The organism is Nonomuraea sp. KM90, from assembly GCF_052246675.1.
Lineage (GTDB): Bacteria > Actinomycetota > Actinomycetes > Streptosporangiales > Streptosporangiaceae > Nonomuraea.
This window is the reverse complement of sequence record NZ_JBQQCB010000088.1, coordinates 1-18,264: the sequence shown is the minus strand read 5'-3', so window position 1 is coordinate 18,264 and position 18,264 is coordinate 1. Positions and strand designations below refer to the sequence as shown.

The 18,264-nt window shown below is 69.7% G+C and carries 14 protein-coding genes; 5 read left to right on the top strand and 9 right to left on the bottom strand.

Features of this window, described 5'->3' with window-relative positions; translation table 11 throughout:
• Positions 1 to 63: 63 nt before the first annotated feature.
• Together ACTWPW_RS46210 and ACTWPW_RS46205 are read right to left on the bottom strand one after the other, a co-directional pair.
• Positions 64 to 2,232, bottom strand: a complete 2,169-nt coding sequence (locus tag ACTWPW_RS46210) for a glycosyl hydrolase family 28-related protein (RefSeq protein ID WP_443172486.1) — start codon at positions 2,230 to 2,232, stop codon at positions 64 to 66.
• 89 nt (positions 2,233 to 2,321) lie between these two features.
• Entirely contained in the window at positions 2,322 to 2,873 is a 552-nt protein-coding gene (locus ACTWPW_RS46205) for a LacI family DNA-binding transcriptional regulator (RefSeq protein ID WP_443172485.1), read from the bottom strand.
• 668 nt (positions 2,874 to 3,541) lie between these two features.
• Between ACTWPW_RS46205 and ACTWPW_RS46200 the strand changes: the two genes are divergently transcribed.
• On the top strand, positions 3,542 to 4,585 hold the full coding sequence (locus tag ACTWPW_RS46200) for a cupin domain-containing protein (RefSeq protein WP_375117440.1): 1,044 nt from the start codon (positions 3,542 to 3,544) through the stop codon (positions 4,583 to 4,585).
• A 4-nt stretch (positions 4,586 to 4,589) separates the two neighbouring features.
• Here ACTWPW_RS46200 and ACTWPW_RS46195 read toward each other — a convergent pair whose 3' ends face one another.
• Positions 4,590 to 4,856, bottom strand: coding sequence for a hypothetical protein (locus tag ACTWPW_RS46195; protein WP_443172484.1), 267 nt, complete (start codon positions 4,854 to 4,856; stop codon positions 4,590 to 4,592).
• Between the two features lie 20 nt (positions 4,857 to 4,876).
• Positions 4,877 to 6,070, bottom strand: coding sequence for an Nramp family divalent metal transporter (locus ACTWPW_RS46190; protein WP_443172483.1), 1,194 nt, complete (start codon positions 6,068 to 6,070; stop codon positions 4,877 to 4,879).
• A gap of 788 nt (positions 6,071 to 6,858) precedes the next feature.
• On the opposite strand from ACTWPW_RS46190, the gene ACTWPW_RS46185 reads away from it, so the two are divergent.
• Both ACTWPW_RS46185 and ACTWPW_RS46180 read left to right on the top strand, forming a co-directional pair.
• Positions 6,859 to 8,832, top strand: a complete 1,974-nt coding sequence (locus tag ACTWPW_RS46185; RefSeq protein WP_443172482.1) for an APC family permease — start codon at positions 6,859 to 6,861, stop codon at positions 8,830 to 8,832.
• A 972-nt stretch (positions 8,833 to 9,804) separates the two neighbouring features.
• Positions 9,805 to 10,554 carry an aminoglycoside adenylyltransferase domain-containing protein gene (locus ACTWPW_RS46180; protein ID WP_443172481.1) on the top strand — a complete coding sequence of 250 codons (750 nt, stop codon included), beginning with the start codon at positions 9,805 to 9,807 and terminating at the stop codon, positions 10,552 to 10,554.
• A 321-nt stretch (positions 10,555 to 10,875) separates the two neighbouring features.
• On the opposite strand, the gene ACTWPW_RS46175 is transcribed toward ACTWPW_RS46180, so the two are convergent.
• Complete coding sequence (locus tag ACTWPW_RS46175) at positions 10,876 to 11,271, bottom strand: hypothetical protein (protein ID WP_375117435.1); 396 nt, start codon at positions 11,269 to 11,271, stop codon at positions 10,876 to 10,878.
• An 876-nt stretch (positions 11,272 to 12,147) separates the two neighbouring features.
• Here ACTWPW_RS46175 and ACTWPW_RS46170 point away from each other — a divergent pair.
• Positions 12,148 to 12,303 (top strand): hypothetical protein, encoded by a 156-nt coding sequence (locus ACTWPW_RS46170; RefSeq protein ID WP_443172480.1) that lies wholly within the window; start codon positions 12,148 to 12,150, stop codon positions 12,301 to 12,303.
• Between the two features lie 470 nt (positions 12,304 to 12,773).
• Here the strand turns inward: ACTWPW_RS46170 and ACTWPW_RS46165 are convergent, their stop codons facing one another.
• Together ACTWPW_RS46165 and ACTWPW_RS46160 are read right to left on the bottom strand one after the other, a co-directional pair.
• A complete protein-coding gene (locus ACTWPW_RS46165) occupies positions 12,774 to 13,787 on the bottom strand; it encodes a hypothetical protein (RefSeq protein ID WP_443172479.1) in 1,014 nt (337 codons plus the stop codon).
• Between the two features lie 626 nt (positions 13,788 to 14,413).
• Positions 14,414 to 14,680, bottom strand: a complete 267-nt coding sequence (locus ACTWPW_RS46160) for a hypothetical protein (protein WP_443172478.1) — start codon at positions 14,678 to 14,680, stop codon at positions 14,414 to 14,416.
• Positions 14,681 to 15,070: 390 nt separating this feature from the next.
• Here ACTWPW_RS46160 and ACTWPW_RS46155 point away from each other — a divergent pair, with 390 nt between their 5' ends.
• Positions 15,071 to 16,501 (top strand): alpha/beta hydrolase family protein, encoded by a 1,431-nt coding sequence (locus ACTWPW_RS46155; protein ID WP_443172477.1) that lies wholly within the window; start codon positions 15,071 to 15,073, stop codon positions 16,499 to 16,501.
• Between the two features lie 509 nt (positions 16,502 to 17,010).
• Here the strand turns inward: ACTWPW_RS46155 and ACTWPW_RS46150 are convergent.
• Together ACTWPW_RS46150 and ACTWPW_RS46145 are read right to left on the bottom strand one after the other, a co-directional pair.
• Positions 17,011 to 17,691 (bottom strand): response regulator, encoded by a 681-nt coding sequence (locus tag ACTWPW_RS46150; RefSeq protein WP_443172476.1) that lies wholly within the window; start codon positions 17,689 to 17,691, stop codon positions 17,011 to 17,013.
• Positions 17,670 to 18,264: sensor histidine kinase (locus ACTWPW_RS46145; RefSeq protein ID WP_443172475.1), on the bottom strand; the 595-nt coding region annotated here is incomplete at its 5' end. The genes ACTWPW_RS46145 and ACTWPW_RS46150, both read right to left, overlap by 22 nt.

Below are 18,264 nucleotides of genomic sequence, written 5' to 3'. Positions count from 1 at the left end.
GGCGCGGCCGGCTAAGCCTTCACGGTCGTCGCCCAGGACCGGAGGGCGGCGCTCCGACGTGGCTCATCTCACCTCGATCAAGGTGAACTCCACCTCGGGCACGCTTCGCCCACTGTCATGGTCGTAGACGGCCGCGCCCCACTGGGTGAACTCGGGGGTCTTGTCGCGGTAGCCGCGGTTGCCGCGCAGGGTGATGCGGCGGGAGCCGCGGACGCTCACGGCGTACGGGTGCGGCCCCAGGACGGTGGCCACGCGGAAGAGAACGGAGTTGGCCAGCAGGATGTCGCGGCTGCGCTCGATCTCGACGGCCTGGGATCGCCAGCCGTAGATGTGGTCCTCCGTCTGCAGGCCGAGGAAGCGCCATCCTGACACGCCGCGCAGCACCACCTCGCGGGTCTCGTGGTGCTCCACCGAGATCTCGTACAGGCGGGCGGGGACGTGGGTGTCCTCCACCAGCAGGCCGTTGTCCGCCCAGCCGTTGACGCTCCACACGTTGGCGAACGTGCCGCCGCCTCCGCGTACCCAGATGCTGTACTTGTGCCTGCCCCGGTAGCTGTAGCCGGGGTCACCCGTCGGGGCGTCCGCCGGGTGCCACTTGACGAACTGGGTCGCGATGTCGGCCAGATAGGAGTCCGCGCCCGACTGCCACAGCAGGTTCACCGCGCCCGGTGTCTGCCTGGCGGTGTCGAGTCCGATGCCCGTCACGACGGTACGGCCACCGCGCGGGGTCGACACCAGTGCGCGTGGCGCGTCCGGGTCGGAGAAGGCAGGGTGGCCGTCGGCGGCGAGCAGCCAGGTCTGGCGCGGATGCAGGCCGATGAGGCGGGTGCCGGCCCGCAGCCGGAGCGTGCCGGTCAGCGTGTACTGCCCGATGGGGACGAACACGGTGTCGTGGCGGTCCACGGCCGCCTGGAAGACCGCCAGGTCGTCCTCGCCCATGCCGATGGTGCGCCCCATCCTGGCCGCGACGTCGGCGACGCTGACCCACTCGCGCGTCGGCGGCGGCACGGGGGTGTCGGGCCTCAGGTTGGTGAGGGAGCGGCCGATCGGGGCGCCCGGGCGAAGGTCGGCGTGCACGCCTTCCCGCCGGGTCTCGCCGCTGGTCAGGGCGTGTTCGACGCGCAGTCCGTACGTCAGCTCGCGGATGTGGACCGACGGCGACGGTGCGGAGGTACGCGACCCGCTCTGCGCGAGCAGGAGCAGGTCGCTGACCCGCGAGGACGTGCAGTTCAGCAGGGTGAGCTGGGTGCTGCGCCGGATGAGGTCGTTCTCCGAGCCGGGGACCTGGTCGTTGAGCACCACGGCGACGTCGCGGACGTCGTGGAAGTGGGAGTCCTGGACGTACAGGTGCTGCCACTGCCCCGGCGCGCCCTCGAACGCCCTCGGCGTGCGCGCGACCACGGCCCTGACGACGACGAGCTTGGCGTCGTTGACCATCGCCACCGCGGCGCGGCGCTGGCCCTCGAACCGGCAGTCGAGCAGCGTGGTCTGCCAGCCGGCCGAGGCGGCGTAGGCGTTCAGGCCGACCTCGCCGCCGCGCACCCGTACGCGGTGGATCAGGTTGGCGTTGTGGTCGATGCCGGCGCGGGCGTCGCCCGCGTCGATGTCGAGGTCCTGCAGCAGGCAGAGCTGCGCGCCGCCGAACCGGACGGCCACCGCGTCCGGGTTGCCGGCCGCGATGGTGATGTCGAGGTTGACCAGGCCGGAGCCGAAGGTGTCGTTGTTGGCGTAGGCGATCGGCCCGCCCACGGGACGCCGTACGAAGGAGAGCACGTCCTTCGCCGTCCCCGACGCGTAGCCGAGGGTGTTCTCCCCCAGCAGGAGACGGGGACGCCGGCGGCCGAAGCCGATCACGCGGACCGAGTCGTACACCCGGACGGTACCCGACAGCCGGTACGTGCCTTCGGGCACGAGGACGACGCCGCCCCCGTCACCGTGGGGGAAGTCGCGCACGCCACCGAGGATGTCGCAGAGCTTGTTGGCGATACCGCGCCGGGAAGCCTCATCGATGGCGGCCTGCAACGCCGCCGTGTCGTCGCCGACGCCATCGGCGTGGGTCTCGAAGCCGGGCCCGCCGAGCAGCACGGCCTGCGGGTCGGGCGGCGCGGTCACGAACACCGACCCCGGCAGGTCCCACCCGCTCGCGAGCGGATCGGCGGCGGCGGGCTCGGGCAGCAGCGGTAAGGCGGCCGCGCCGGCGGCCAGGGAGACGAAACCACGTCGGGAGTACACAGGACATCACTCCTTAAGCCCGGTGTGCGCCAGTCCCTCGATGAACTGGCGCTGGGCGAGGACGAAAACGATCAGGATCGGCACGGCGGTCATGGAGGCGGCGGCGAGCTGGACGTTCCACATGGGCCTGCCGAAGGCGTCGACGAACTGGGTGAGCGCCTGCGGCTGCGTGAACATGTCGGGCTGGACAGGCACACGATCGGCTCCAGGTGGAGGTTCCAGGAGTGCAGGAAGGCGAAGATGGCCGGGGCGCCGAGCGCCGGTCTGGCCGGCGGAAGCGCGACCCGGTAGAAGGTGCCGAAGTGGCCCAGGCCCTGTTGAACATCCGGAACAGCGGCACGATCGTGACCTCTCGGGATGAGCAGGCCCTGGCTGTCGTCGTTGAAGATCCGCCGCTTGCCGCGCGTGGCCCGCGCGCTGGTGAACAGCAGCAGGTCGTACCCGGCCTCCTCGGCGAGCCTGCGGGCGGCGGGGTCGGCGATGTAGCCGGTCTCCCTGATCACCCGCAGCACCCGTTGCCGGGTCTCGGGCGAGATGCGCACCGCGCTGTCCACGCGGTTGCTGAGCACCAGCGACACGGTGGTCTGGCTCACCCCCGCCATGCGGGCGATGTCCTGCTGGGTGAGGCGTCTTGCCACCATCCGTCTCCTCGATAATGCGCATTAGCAGAGAGTGTGGGACTTCACGAAGGGTGGGGTCAAGAGGTGATAGCCCAGTAATAATCCGTATTAGCAGAAAACGCCCGGATCGCAGCCCTCCGACCGGGCCCGGAGCCGCCGACTCGCCGGAGACCGCAACGACCGCCTCGGGCAGCGGCTTCCCCCGCCGCTCCCCCGGTGCGCGCTCGCCCTTCTGACTGGCGTGTTTTCATTAACACGATCAGCGCCACGTACGCAGTACGCAAGGGCTCAATTGCACAGCTCCTGACCTGGGACGACGCTCCCCGCACCGATACGACATCATCGGTCCTCGTACTCGTGCGACTGCTCCACCTGATCGCCACGCGGATCTTCGCGTGGCTCGTCCCGCTGTCTCGTTCCTCCGCGGCCGAAGACGCAGAAATATTGATCTTGCGGCACGAGATGGCGGTGCCGCGCGAACCAGGACGACCGGAAGGGCCATGATCGGGCGACACGCCGTGACGCAGTCCGCCACAGCGGACACTCGCTGCTTAACCTGGGCATACGCCAGCACATGAAGATCGATCACTGGATCGGCCGCGTGGGCGTGCCCTGCGCTCCAAGGACGATGTTCCGCGATGCCGCGCACGGGATTTCGATCGTCGGCATGCGGCTACGAAGGAGAAGTCATGACGAGTACGTCGCCGCACATCACTTCTTTGGCGGCTCTGCCACCCGCATTCGAGAACGAGCTCGGATCGGTCACCATGGTGGACGCCACCGTGCTGCCGATCCTCAACCGGCTCTCGCTCAAGCATGTCGTGCTGGAGCCCGGCGCCATCCGCGAGCCGCAGTGGAACGTCAACGCCAACCAGCTCGGCTATTGCCTTGCCGGCACGGTCCTGGTGTCGATCCTGGGCGACGCCGACGCCTTCTCGTCGTTCATCGTCCGAGCCGGTCAGATGTATCACGTCGAGTCCGGCGCCATCTACCACATCGAGAACATCGGCGACGAGCGCGCCGAGTTCCTTCTCGCGCTGCGCAGCGAGCGCCCGCAGCACTTCTCGTTGCACGCCAGTTTCAACGCCATGACCGATGCCGTGCTGGGTAACACCTACGACCTGCCCGCGTCGGCGTTCGCCGCCTTCGAGCGGTCTCCGGCTCAGCAGATCGTCCGGCGCGCCGGTTCGGCCGATGTCCCGTCCACGGCGGGGCTGCCCAACGCCCATCTGTTCGACGCGGAAGGTCAGCATACGCCGCTGTCGTACGCCTACGGCGACGCGCGCCTGGCCCGCAAGCAGTACTGGGCCGCCCTGGAGGACATCTCCATGTACTCCCTGCGTATCAGGGAGAGCGGGATGCGTGAACCGCACTGGCATCCGATCACCGCCGAGATGGGATATGTCGCCAAGGGGCACGCCCGCATGCGCGTCCTGGACCCCGACAACACCCTCGACGAATACCTGCTCGGCCCCGGCGACATGTACTTCGTGCCGCGCGCCTTTCCGCACCACATCGAGGTCATCGGCGACGAGGACATTCACTTCCTCATCTTCTTCGACCAGCCCATGCCCGGCGACATCGGCTACCGGGCCACCGCCTCGGCATTCTCCCGCGAAGTCCTCGCCGCGAGTTTCGACATTCCCGAGCGGGAGCTGCCGCAATTTCCCTTCACCCCGATCGACCCGCTCATCGTCGCCCGCGCAAACCCCGGTGACCCGGTCCGCCGATGACGGCTCACGGCTTGCATCGCGATTCACGCTTCGGCGGCATGAGGAGAACGGAACGGATCAGCTCCGTCCCGCCCAGGATCCCCGCGGCCAGCAGAATGGCGACAGATATGAGCAGCAGCACGAGGGTGAGCCACACGGTCGCCTCCACCATCGCACAGCCGACGGTCAGACCGGCGAACACGAAGAACTTGCGCCTTATCCGGCACAGGGAAATCGGAATGAACGTCTCCGGTGAGGCCCCGCCGGAGCCGGGCCCGGTCTGGTCGTGCATCGAAAGATCCCGTTCACAGCTCACAACAGCAGGAAAACCGGCAACGAGCAGCCCAGGGCCGCGACGATCACTGCGGCCGTACCCGCGATCCAGGTCGTGTGCGGGGCGTTGACCAGCTCACCCATCAGCGAACGATCACGACAGAAAGAGACGAGCAGGAACAGCACCACGGACACGCCGAGGGAGATGACCACCTGACTCAGAACCAGCAGGTCGGTCAGGGAAGCGCCGGAGAACAGGGCAAGAACCGCCGGCGTCATGGTCACGATCCGGCGCACGCGCACCGGCACCCGCCGGCCGAGGAAACCCCTCATCACGATGTCGCCGGCGAGGGTTCCGATCCCGGAGGAGGAGATCCCCGACGACAGCAGCGCGACAGCGAAGGCGAGGGCGGCGGCTCCACCGATCCGGGCGCCCAGCTCCGCATGGGCGGCCTCCAGATCGCCGGTCCACCCACCGCCGGTCGCGGCGCCGAGCCCGGCGCCGAGGGCGATCATCGACACGTTGATGACCGTGGCCACGCCCAGGGCGAGCGAGCAGTCCAGGCGCAGAATCCGGCGGACGAGGACGGGCTGGCGGCGGACCGCCTCGGTCGTCATGCCGCGCCCCTGCACCAGGGCCGAGTGCAGGTAGACCGCGTGGGGCATGACCGTGGCGCCGACGATGCCCATGGCCAGCAGCAGCGCTCCCTCACCGCCAAGGCTCGGGATCAGCCCGGCGGCCAGGCCGCTCACCGACTGGTTGCCCGTGACGACGATGTCGTAGCCGATGCCCGCGCCGACGAACATGAGCGCCGCGGCACTCATGAGCTCGAACGGGCGAGTGCGCCCCTTGCGCCGCAGTTCCAGCAGCGCGAGCGACACCACGGCCGTGGACAGCGCCGACACCGCCACCGGCATCCCGAACAGCAGGTGCATGCCGATGGCCGCACCCACGAACTCGGCGAGATCGGTCGCGAGCACGACGACCTCGGCCTGCAACCACAGCATGAGACGGCCTGCCCGGGTGAAGCGCCGACGGCACAGGCTCGGCAGGCTCTCCCCGGTCGCCATACCGAGTTTCGCCGCCTGGAACTGCACCAGGATCGCGACGAGACTGGCCGCCACGACGACCCACACCAGCGTGTAGCCCAGCGTCGCACCTGCGGTGAGGTTGGTGGCCACGTTCCCGGGGTCGACGTACGCGATCGCCGCCACAAAGGCCGGCCCCAGCATGGCGGCGACCCGGGTGGCCCCCGTTTCCTGCGGCGGGACCGGACGAACGCCCGCACCACCGGTGGACCTCGGCGAAATGGTCCACCATGATGCGCGTCGGCCTGCCCACCCGCGCGAATGCGCTGTTCTGTGACGAGCAATCACCGGGATCCTCATGATTATGCGATGGACATTTCCGTCGGCCACCGAATAGGCATATCGAGTCAGGGGTACCCAGGAAAAGCCGGCCCTGAAACATGCGCCACCCTCGACGGCGACTCCAATGAGAAATGGTGTCATTCCATTCAAAGCCGATTTATTTCTTGATTTGTCCACTAAAAGCGGGCGATCCGGATACGGTGCACGTGGGACTCTTTTCGCCGCTCCCGCACCAGCCGTTCACCGTTCTGGCGGCGAAACCCTGCCGCCGACCGACCCGCTGTTTGTGTGCGAGACATGGAGCGAGCGCGGCGGCGCTGACCCGCCGACAGGCGGGATGCTGCGGCGTGCGACAGCTGCCGGCAGGCCGGGGGCGGCGATGAGCTCGTGCACGCCCTCGCGCCGCAGGCGGACGCACACACCTGACCCGGCCCGATCGCCAACCGCGCACTGTTGCGGCGGCTGCTGGTGCACGTCGAACACGTCGCCGCAGGCGATCCGACCGCCGACCACCTTGCACGCCAACGGCCGCGCCCTGCTCAGCCGGCCACCTCGATGACGGATCGCCGCATGTCGAGGCGGTGCACCGCTGCCACCTCGATTACAGTCAGTGATCGAAAGGAGGCGGTGATGCGTGTGACCGCCGGCCCGTGAAGGAGTGGGCGAAGCGGGTCCTGATCGGCCGCCCGCTGCCGACCGGGAGCCTTGCCACACAGCTCCTGCCCAAGCGGCTGGCGTTGCCCGTCTTCTGCAGCGACCCCATCTCATCGGTGGCGTACGCGACCGAGCAGATCATCATGGCCCTCACCCTGGGCGGGCTCGCCCTGCTGCACGTCACGGGGTGGATCGGGGCGGCCATCGTGGCCATGCTGGTCATCATCATCGTGTCCTACCGGCAGACCTGCTACGCCTACCCCAACGGAGGCGGAGCGTACGTCGTCAGCCGGGAGAACCTCGGCACCAACGCCAGCCTGGTCGCGGCGAGCGCGCTGCTGGTCGACTACGTGCTGACGGTAGCCGTCTCCGTCGCCGCCGGAGTCGACGCCATCACCTCCTATCTACCCGCGCTGGAACGCTGGTCGGCCGCGCTGAGCGTGGCCTGCATCGCGATACTCACCCTGATCAACCTGCGCGGCACCCGGGAGTCCGGGCGCGGCTTCGCCGTGCCCACCTACGCCTTCATCGCCGGCATCTACCTGCTGTTCCTGGTCGCGGCGTGGCGGCTGGCCACCGCCGACCTGCCACGCGCCATCAGCGCGGACTTCGCCATCGACCCGCTCTACCAGCCCGCCGGTGTGGTGGCGATCTTCCTGGTGCTGCGGGCGTTCGCCTCCGGGTGCACGGCACTGACGGGAGTCGAGGCCGTCAGCAACGGCGTGCCTGCCTTCCGGCCGCCCAAGAGCAAGAACGCGGCGAACACCCTGGCGATCATGGGCGTGCTGTCGATCACCATGTTCTCCGGCATCACCGCGCTGGCCCTGTTCACCGGCGTACGGATGACCGACCCCGATCACCCTGGCCGGGTCACCGGGATGCCCGCGAACTACGTCGAGCCGACCGCGCTCGCCCAGATCGGCGACGCCGTCTTCGGCGGCGGCGTCCTGTACGCCTACCTCCAGGCCACCACCGCGGCAATCCTGATCATGGCCGCCAACACCGCGTACAACGGGTTCCCCCTGCTGGCCTCCATCCTGTCCGCGGACTCCTACCTGTCCCGGCAGCTTCACAAGCGGGGAGACCGACTGGTCTTCAGCAACGCGATCCTGCTGCTCGCCACGGCCGCGGCGATCCTGCTCGTCGCCTTCGACGCCAACACCTCCCGGCTGATCCAGCTTTACATCATCGGCGTCTTCGTGTCGTTCACACTCAGCCAGGCAGGCATGGTCCGGCACTGGCAGCGCCTCGGCCGGCCGTACACCCTGCAGGTGCGGCGGCGCCAGGCGATCAACGCGGTCGGAGCGGTGGTGACCGCCGTGGTGCTGGTGATCGTCCTGGTCACCAAGTTCCTCAACGGCGCGTGGATCGTCTGCCTCGCCATGCCGGCGCTGTTCGTGCTCATGAAGGCGATCCGGCGGCACTACGACCACGTGCGGGAGGCGACCGAACCGGACGCGCCCCCGGTTCGCCCGGCCATCGCTCACGCCATGGTGCTGGTGTCCCGGCTGAGCAGCCCGGCTCTGCAGGCGCTCGCCTACGCCGCCGCCACCCGGCCGGCCAGCCTCGAGGCCGTCCACGTGTGCACCGATGAGGAGATGACCCGGGAACTGCGGGACGGCTGGGAGCGGTACGCCCCGGATGTGCCGCTGACACTGATCGACTCGCCGTACCGGACCACGGTGGGCCCGGTGCTGCAGCATGTGCGCGAACGACTGGCCCGGCACGACGGCGAGATCGTCACCGTCTACATCGTCGAATACATGACCGGCCACTGGTGGGAGCGGATGCTGCACAACCGGCTGGCCGCGCGGCTGCGGGACCAGCTGCTGCTGATCTCCGGAGTGATGGTCACGCTGGTGCCCTACCGCCTGGCCTCGGGTGAACGCCGCGCCGCCGACCGGCGTCCTCCTCGGCGGGCCCCCCGCCTGGTCACGCTGGCCCGAGGGCTTCCCCGAGACTCAGCATGACGCCGCCTCGCCGGGGGCCCGCCGGCCGACGATCCGCCGATCCGCCGATACGAGCCGCCTGGCCCGGGACGGCAATCCGGGCATCGCTCTGCTCGGCGACGCCATCGGCCAGCGCCCGCACCCGAACCCCGCCCTGATGACGACCCTGCGGGGACCACCTCATCGGCACCTGACCGCCCTCCTGCAAACGCCGGACCCCGCCGCCGCGGCCATGGCAGCACCCGGCAAGCCTGACAAGCCCCCGCCGTACGCCTGACCGCCTCCCTCCCGCCCGGGGAGCGCGTTTGTAGGAGTCCACGACTCCGATCGCGGCCCATCCGCCATCGATGCACGCGCTCCCGCACCGCCAGTCCAGCGGGTACGAGCCGGTGTTGTGCAGGGCTCCGTCGGAAGTGTGCACCCTGACTTCGCCCGTCTGGACGTTCCAGGTCACGATGTCCAGGTTGCCGATGAACGGGCAGCATCCCCAGTCCGGGTCGAGGGCCTGTCGCAGGGCAGCAGCCATTCGGGGTGCCGCCGCTTCTGATCACCTCGGCCCAAGCCGCCACGCTCGATGGGATCATCCGCGCATGCCGGATTTCGCGCGCCTCTCGATCTAGCAGGTACGGAGGATGAGCCGGGAGGAGCTGCGGCCCTCAACCACCTCAAGACCAGCACTTTCAACCGCATCCTGCTCAAGCCGACTCCCCTTTCTGGGAACCTGGCCAGCCTCACCGCCTGCACCCGTCCGAGATCGTCAAGGACCTGGACTTGCCCGGGGCCGCGCCGCTCTCGGCCGGAGAAGGACGACGACCCTGGGAAGGTGATACGCCCATCTGGGCCGCTGCTCCGCGAGAAGCTCACGGCCTGGGCGAGCAGCCGCGACGTCGAACTTGTCGGTAGCTTCACGATCATGTCCGATCCCGACTTTCACACCCCTTCGTGTCACCCATCTCACCCATGGCCTCGCGGCTGCTTTCCTATAGTCCGATCATGGATTCTCTGTCAGGCCACTACATCGGTGACGTCGCATCCGCGATGGCGGCGGTGCTCGGCTCGCGGCTGACAGGCGTCTACCTCCATGGGTCCGCAGTGCTCGGCGGCTTCGACGCGCGGCGCAGCGACATCGACGTCATTGTCGTGTGCGAGCGTCCCATGACGGCAGATGAGCAGGCAGCCGCCGCAGAACGGCTACGCGGCGACCGCCTGCCTTGCCCTGCTCAGGGGCTGGAACTGAGCGTCGTTACCCTCCCGGTCGCCCGGCACCCCACGGCACAGCCGCCGTTCGAGCTCCATGTCACGACAGCTGCCGATGACACCAAGGTCGTCGATGGTCATGGGCATGAGGGAGACCCCGACCTGGTGCTGCACTTTGCCGTATGCCGCCGGGCCGGGCGCCTGGTCGGTCCCGGGCGCTCCCCCGCCGAAGTGTTCGCTCCCGTCGCCCATGACCTGGTGGTGGCCCAACTGGTGTCCGAGTTGCGCTGGGCCGCGGAACGCGCGCCTGGTGAGTACGCGGTGCTCAACGCCTGTCGTGCCTGGCGGTTCGCAGCGGAGGGCACACTCGTGTCCAAGATCGACGGTGGACAGTGGGCGCTCCACCGCGTGTCCGCCATGAGTCATGAGCTGGTCCAGTCGGCCCTCGATCGCCAGCGATGCCTGCCCGCCGCCGAGCTCGACCCGCGCGAGGTCACCCGATTCGTTCGCTGGATCCTTTCCAGGATCATCGACGCATCGGCATGACGCGGCCTCGGTGTGGAGGCAGGGTGACCTCGATGAGCAAGAGCGCTTGTTGACCGTCCGCGACGGTGACTCCCCCGAGCGTCTGGAGCGCCATGGCGAACTGGCGGCTGGAGGAATCGGCCACTCATCTTTGCGAGAGCCACCTCCCCGGGTGGATACGGCAGACAACCAACCACTCTCCGGCGCTCTCAGCGCCTTCCATTCCTCCGCACCATGGGAACGCGAACGGACCGTCGCCTCGCTGCGAGACGATGAGGCCGTCTGGGCCGCCCCTCCTGAGAGGTGGCTTCGACTCTTCAGGGACTCCCGGAACTGGGAGGTTCACCCAAGGGTCAGGCGCTTGGTGTCCGACACCACCACTTCTGGAAGAACGGACCCCTGCTGAAGCTGAACGCCGGCCTCTGCTTTTTCGCCTCGTTTGATGGTGTTGTAGTTACTGGAGACGGATACGTCCGTGGTGTGACTCTGCCCGTCGCAGGTGAGCGTGGCGAGCCTGCCATACACATTGCCCCAGCTGAACTTGAGCCTTGCCGCGATGAAAGGACTTTCCAGGTTCTGGTCGCAGGTGTAGGTGACGTTGATGGCGGCGTTCTTGCCGCCCTTAGCGGCGGCAGAATTGATGCTGATGGAGTTGGTTTGGGCGATCGCTGGGGTGGCGGTGCCCAATGTCGCGGCTGCCGCCAGCAGGGCGGCGGTACGGGTAAGCGGGGAGAGCATGGACCCTTCCTTCACTAGATGACTTGCTGTAGTCATTTAATTACCCGGTGTAGTTGAATGTATGTTGAGGAAGAAAAGAATTCGAAGTTTGACCGTCTGGGCAAGTCCGCTTGCCACTGCAGATCTCGAGAGGCGACAGATGACCGCGGGACGTTTCCGTCGGCGTGCCGCCTGACGTACGGCCGCCACCATGTGGTCGCGCGGGTGGCCGCCTGTGCACGACGTCGCCGAGGTTGTCTGGAGTGAGGTCATCGATCCCGCCGCACGTTGACCCGCGAGCGTTTCGGCAGCGCGCCGCAGTGCCGCCGCGCTCACCACGGCGACCACGTCCATCGCCACCCGATGGAGACGTGGGTGTATGCCCCGATCGACAAGGGCGCGGTGGCACACCGGCCCACCGGCCGCGCCCGGCGACGCCGCGGACGCGCTCACCCTGCTCGGCGCCGCCCGCGCCCGGCTCGACCGCGATGAACTGGGCCTGCTGCAGGCCGCCCGAGCCGACGGCCGCGACTGGGACGCCATCGCCGCGCTGCTCGGCGACGCGGCGACCCCGCGAGCCGCCCGGAACCGGCACACGGAGTTCCTGCGCGCCTTTCCGGACCATCAGCCGGTCCGTGCCGCCTGGCCGACCGTACCACCGTCGCCGAGCTCGACGATCGCCCGGTCCGGGCATTACTGCTGCCCGATGACGCCTGCGGCATCGGGTCGCGTGGCCGGCGCACACCGCGTACACATGGGGGGCGTTCGGCTCACTGCGGTCCCAGGCGTCGAGCTGCCTGGCGTCGCTGGTGACCAGGTGCCGCATGCTCTGGCGGCACACCTGGTTCAGCCGGTCGCCCGGCCGTCGCCTTCACCGCCCGCCAGGACGGCTTCATCGTGGTCGCCCTCCGGTCTGTCCCGGCCCGTCCTCCGGCCAAGCGCTGGCCCCAGCGGTTCGACCAGGGGGCACAGCGCGACCACGCCCGCTATGTACGCCGCCGCTATGGGCAGCCCGCCGCGAAACGGCTCGGCCGCATCGCGCTCGAGGGCTGACCCGGCACCATCATCGGTTCTGCGACGCCTACCTGCGCGTCCGCTTCGACGAAGCTCGGGGCCACCCCCTGCTCTGTCACCCCATCGCGGGTGTCACGTATCTGGATGCAGCCAAGGCGCCCCCCGCAGTGAGTGAGAGGCCGGGCCCCAGGGGACCAGCGTCATCCGCATCGCCGGCCGGATGCAGCAGGACCCGACGACGGGGTCGACGCCAGCGAGATGCATCTGCATGGCCAGGACCTCGTCCACCAGGCCGACACCGCGTACTACGCCGCGTTCGGCCTGAGATATCTGCGCGATCCTCCCCGCTGGATCGCAAAGTACGGCTGCGTACAGCACCTGGAGGATGTGCACCCCACGACCACGGGTCCGTTGATCTGCCCGCAGCTTTCCACGCTGCGGCCGGGTGACCCCGGCCCCGGTCCCCATCCGGACCGCCGGGTGACCCGGTCTGGTCCCCATGCGGCGGGTCAGCCCACTCGGCCGCCGTCGAGGTTGGCCTGTTGAGCCGCAGGCGGGTTGCCGTCGGAGACCCGCCCGGCTTTCAGGACGGCAACGGCGGCCAGGGTGGTGAGAGCCGCCAAGAGGGCGGCGGCGGCCAGGGTCAGAGCGTCGGGGCGGATGAGGGGCTGGGCGCGTAAGGCCTGCCAGATGAGCAGGGCGATCAGGCCGGTGTAGCTGGTGGCCGCCACGCCGATCAGGCGAGCGCGGAGGCGATCGTCCCGCAGGAGGGGATGGCGCGCCGCCAGCGCGGCCAGCAGCAAGGCGGCGATCAGCATGAACTGCAGGCCGTGCAGCCCGACGAAATGCGGGATCCGCAGGTCGCCGCCGGTGGTGCTCCACTGCGTGAGCGGCAGGCCGGGCCCGCCGTCGGGCACGCCCACGCTGTGCCCGCTGCTCAGGAGGACCCTCTCGCCGCCGGTGGTCAGCGCGGTCTGCGCCGTTCCCTGCGCCGGGATGAGGAAGCCCAGGGCCATGCCGAGGACGGCCAGACCGAGGCCGGTGTGGATCGCCCGGCTCATCGCGCGGTCGGCGTGCACCCGCTGGACGGCCAGGATGATGGCGAGCGCGAGGTTGGCCAGCATGATGCACAGCACGCCGTTGCCGAAGATGACCTGCATGACCCTCTCGGCGGAGGCGGTGGACTTGTTGAAATGGCTGAAGGTGCCACGGGCGGCCTGGATGGCGACGATGGCGGTGTCGACGAACCCGGCGACGGCGAAGACGGTGGCCAGTCCCGAGGTCCACCTCCTGCCCCGATGGGGCAGGGACAACATCCAGGCGAGGGTGGTGCCGTAGACGGCCATCGACACCGCGAACTTGAACGGCTTGAGCCAGACGGGGGCACCGAGCAGGACCCGGTCGTCGAACGCGAGCCCGGCCACCGAGACGACCACCAGGAGCAGCATCGAGGCGACCATGAGCATCAGCGGCCGATGCCACCGCATCACCCGGCCGAGTGGCGCACGGAGAACAGGGGACATCGGACCTCCTGTGGACGACCAGAGCTACGGCCCAGCCTCCCGGTCGCCGGCCCCGGCCACATTGCCGTACACCCCCTTGTCGCAGTGAGGTCAGCCCTACCATCCAGGGACGCCCGCCAGACTCAGCGGCGCTCGCCTGCGGGCGGAGGAACAACACCCGGAGGACGCAGCGCCATGGGCGCGGTGCATGCTTCAACTGACGGGGTGCGGCTGGACCGGAGGCTGTTCACCGAACGGACGCCGGCCAGGGCCGCCGGGCTGGCGTCCTGGCTGTCGCGACCATGGGCTTCAACGACGGCACGAGTGACCCGCCGGCCGGCGCAGCGATGATCCGGGCGGCCTGAACGACCTCGGCCGGTGGTCACCTCCTGTGCAGAGAGCGCCGGCGTCTGACCGCGAGGCCAGGAAACCATCGCCGCCGCCGACCTGGATGGTGGTGGACGACACCACCATCCAGTGCAGAGCCCCGCGCACGCCGCCGGCGCGGTGGCCGTCGTGGTGACCACGGACGCGGGCGCGGTGACGAACAGCTCCACCTACGCCTGACCCGCTGCTCAGGGGATTGTGATCGGGAGTGCCGGGGTGGATGCCGGCGCCAGCGGGCACCAGCATCCATTCGGCAGCGGTCAGGCTGCTGCGGCGCGGTTGCAGGCTTCCTCTGCTACATCGTTGGGCGCGAAGCTGGCGATGAGTCCCTTGCACGCCTCGATGTCGCCGTTGCTGCCGAACACGCAGCCGATGGGGCCGGTGGCGATGCCTTGGCCTTCCAGGTAGGACATGCATGCTTCGATGTCGGCCTGAGCGGGCGTAGCGGAGACCGTCAGGCTGGGCGCGGTGGCGGTGATCGCGGCGGCGAACAGGATGGTGAGTCGGCGACGTCGGGGGGAACGCATGATGCCTCCAATGTGCGGGGGATCTTCGGGGGGTTTGGGAGGTTGGCCGGATTCGGCGCTGTACTCCTCGGTTGCTTCTCTACCCATCAACTACTGAAAGTAAGCAAATAACTACAATAAGTAGCCTCTGGGTAACGCGAGCATGCCCCTCGCTCCGGACGCGACGTTAGCGGCGGCTTCAGGCGCTCTGCCCCGATTCGTACGTCGGGAGGGTGGCCCAAGTGAGCGTGCAGCTCGAACACAAGTCGGTGGCGGTCTCGCCGATCGCCGATCGCCGCGGCCCTACGACCCCGGTCGCAGAGCGGTCGTGAGAGGTCATACCAAGGTCGCGCACAACTCTCCACATTGGGGCCGTTGTCCGGCTGAGGTCACTCCGCCACGGTGATCAACATGACTGTGACCGTATTTTTCGGCCTGACCCTCCCAGAGCTCTTGGCCTTGGCCGCCGCCGTCGTGCTGGTGCTGGCCCGCTGGCTGCCGCCCGGCGCGCGCCGACCCTCGACGTGGGCTGGTGCGGCTGCCCTCGCGGTGTCCGCGATCGTGCTGGCCGTGCTCGGGATCCGCTGGCAGCTCGTACCCGTCCTCGCGGGCGGGGCCATCGCGCTTGCGTTCGCCGCTCCCTGCCTGCTGAGGCGGCGTGCCGGGCGGCCCGCACGGCGGGCTCGGTGGTGGCTGGCCCTGCCGGGGTCGGCGGCATGTCTGGCTCTGCTTCTCGCGGGCGCGGCGGCGGCGTGGGCGCTACCCCGGCCCGTGTTCCCCACGCCATCGGGCGCATACGCCGTCGGCACCACCGTCGTGCAGTGGACCGACCCCGATCGAGCGGAAACCGCCACCTCCCGGACCGATGACAAGCGGACGGTCGTCGTCCAGCTCTGGTATCCCGCGCAGCGCGATCCTGCCGCCCGGCGGGCGTGGTACTTGGGCCGTACGCCGCAGGAGGCACGGCTCGTCGCCCGCGGCGAGGCCGACTACCTCGGCCTTCCGAGCTTCATTCTCGACGAGGCCGCACGCGCCCACACGCGCTCGGTGCCTGATACTCCAGTGGCCGCTGGAGGCGGCCGGTTCCCCGTGGTCCTGTTCTCGCCCGGGCTCGGAGGCGTGCGCACCCAGAGCACCGCCTGGGCCGAGGAACTGGCCAGCCGCGGCTACGTCGTGGCGGCCCTCGACCACCCGTACGACTCCGCCGTGGTCACCCTTGCCGACGGCCAGACGATCCGCACCCGGGTCGCGTCCACCGGCGACCAGGCGGAGGACGACAGGCGCGCGGCCGGGTGGACGGCGGTCAGGGCCGCCGACCTCGGCTTCGTCCTCACCCAGCTCGGCCGCCTGGACCGCGGTGAAATCCCGGGCCTCCTGACCGGGCGGCTCGACATCCACCGGGCCGCGGCGACCGGCCACTCCCTCGGGGGCGCCGCCGCCCTGCAGGCCGCCCGCCAGGACCCCCGGTTCGCAGCCGTCATCGACATGGACGGCTTCCCGCGAGACCCCGCACCGCAACCATTCAACCAGCCCGTGCTCGCGCTCACCCACGACGTGAAGCCGGGCGAGGAGCCGGACTACATCCCTCGCCTCACGCGGGTGCTCCAGCTCAGCACAGCGACGAGCTACCGGCTCACCATCCCCGGTTCGGCACACCTCACCTTCACCGACGCTCCGCTCTTCCTGCCGCCGCTGCCCACGCTCGTCGGCTCCCTCGGTCGGAACGCCGGGCCACGAATCACCGCAGCGGCCACCGTCGCCTTCCTCGACGCCGCACTCCGCGGCAAATCCGGCGACCTGGCCGCAGCCCTGTCCAGGTACGGCCACCTAACCGTCCTGTAGGCGGCCACGGCCACGTACGGGTCGTGGCCATCCCGGGGGGCGAAGATCTCCCGCTGCTGCGCACTGCCAGGGGACCTTGCCACATCGAGTGACAACGTCAGGACCCCACGCCCTTGGCCCGACGAAGCCTCAACGCGGTAGTGCCATACCTCCCAGCGGCGCCTCGTACGGCGGGTCCCGATCCCGCCACCACTCCCGCGTCGCCGCCCACGCCTCCAGCACCGCGCCCACCCGGTAGGTACGCGCCCGCCGGCCCCGCCGGGGTCCACGTGAACCATGATCGCCCCGCAGATGCGAGAAGTCGGTCCGCGATGGCGATGGAGGTGCAAGGCGGCCGGCGCCAGCAGGAGCCGCAGCGGCGTTGACGCAGGACGCGACGACCGCGCTCGTAGCCTGGCGATCCACACGCTCGGCCGTCCGGATCCGCAGAACGACGCGGTTGCAGCCAGATTGACGCGCCCGGGAGGCGAGACGGCCGGCAGCCGGGTCAGGTGCCGCCGGGGTGAGGTTCAGCCGGTCAGGCCGGCGTCGTGGGCGAGCAGGGCGATCTGGGTGCGGTTGTTGAGGTCGAGCTTGTCGAGAATGCGCGAGATGTGGGCCTTCACGGTCGCGATGCTCATGAACAACTCGCCACTGATCTCGGCGTTGGACCTGCCCCGGCCCACGGCGACGGCCACCTCCCGTTCCCGTTCGCTGAGCAGGCTCAGCACGCGTACGGCGTGCTGCCGCCGGGCGGCGGCGCCGGAGTCGGCGACGTGGGCGATCAACTGGCGGGTCACCGTCGGTGACAAGATGGGCTCCCCGGCCGACACCCGTACGATCGCGCGCAGGATCTCGGCGGGCGGCGTGTGCTTGAGCAGGAAGCCGCTGGCCCCGGCGCGCAGGGCGCGCAGCACGTACTCGTCGGCGTCGAAGGTCGTCAGCACGACGACCTCGGGCGGGTCGGGCCGGGCACGCAGCAGCTCGGTGGCGGCCAGGCCGTCCAGCACGGGCATGCGGATGTCCATCAGCACCACGTCCGGGGCGCAGGCCTCCACCGCGGCGGGCACCTCGGCTCCGCAGGCCGCCTCGCCCACCACGCTCAGCTCGGGCGAACCGCCGATGATCATCGCCAGGCCGGCCCGTACCAGCGGGTCGTCATCCACGATGAGAACCCGGATCGCGGCGTTCACCTCGGCCACGGCAGCCATGCCCACAGCCGGAACTCACCCGCGGCGGTCGGGCCGTACTCCAGCCGTCCACCGGCCAGGCCGGCCCGCTCGGCCAGGCCGATCAGGCCACTGCCGCCGCCCGGGATGCCGGCGACGGCGGTGGCGCCGGCCGGGTTGCGCACCTCGACCGTCAGCCCCTCCCCCGCCGCCCCGCCGACGGCCACCGACACCTGGCCGTCGCGGCCGTGCTTGCGGGCATTGGTCAGTCCTTCCTGCACGATCCGGTACGCGCCGCGCCCGATCGCCGCGGGCGCGGCCGCCGGTTCCCCCACCCGGCAGTCGAGCAGCACCCGCATGCCCGCGCGCCGTGACTGATCGACCAGGTCGGGAAGATCGGCCAGGGTGGGCTGGGGCCGCTCCGGCCCCTCCTCGGACCGGTCGAGGCCGGCGCGGAGCATGCCGATGACCTCGCGCAGATCCTCCAGCGCCCGGTACGCGCTGTCGCGGATCACCCCGGCGGCCCGGGCGACCTCCTCGGGCGCGGCGTCGGGACGAAGCTCCAGTGCCCCGGCGTGCAGGCTGAGCAGGGACAGGCGGTGGGCGAGCACATCG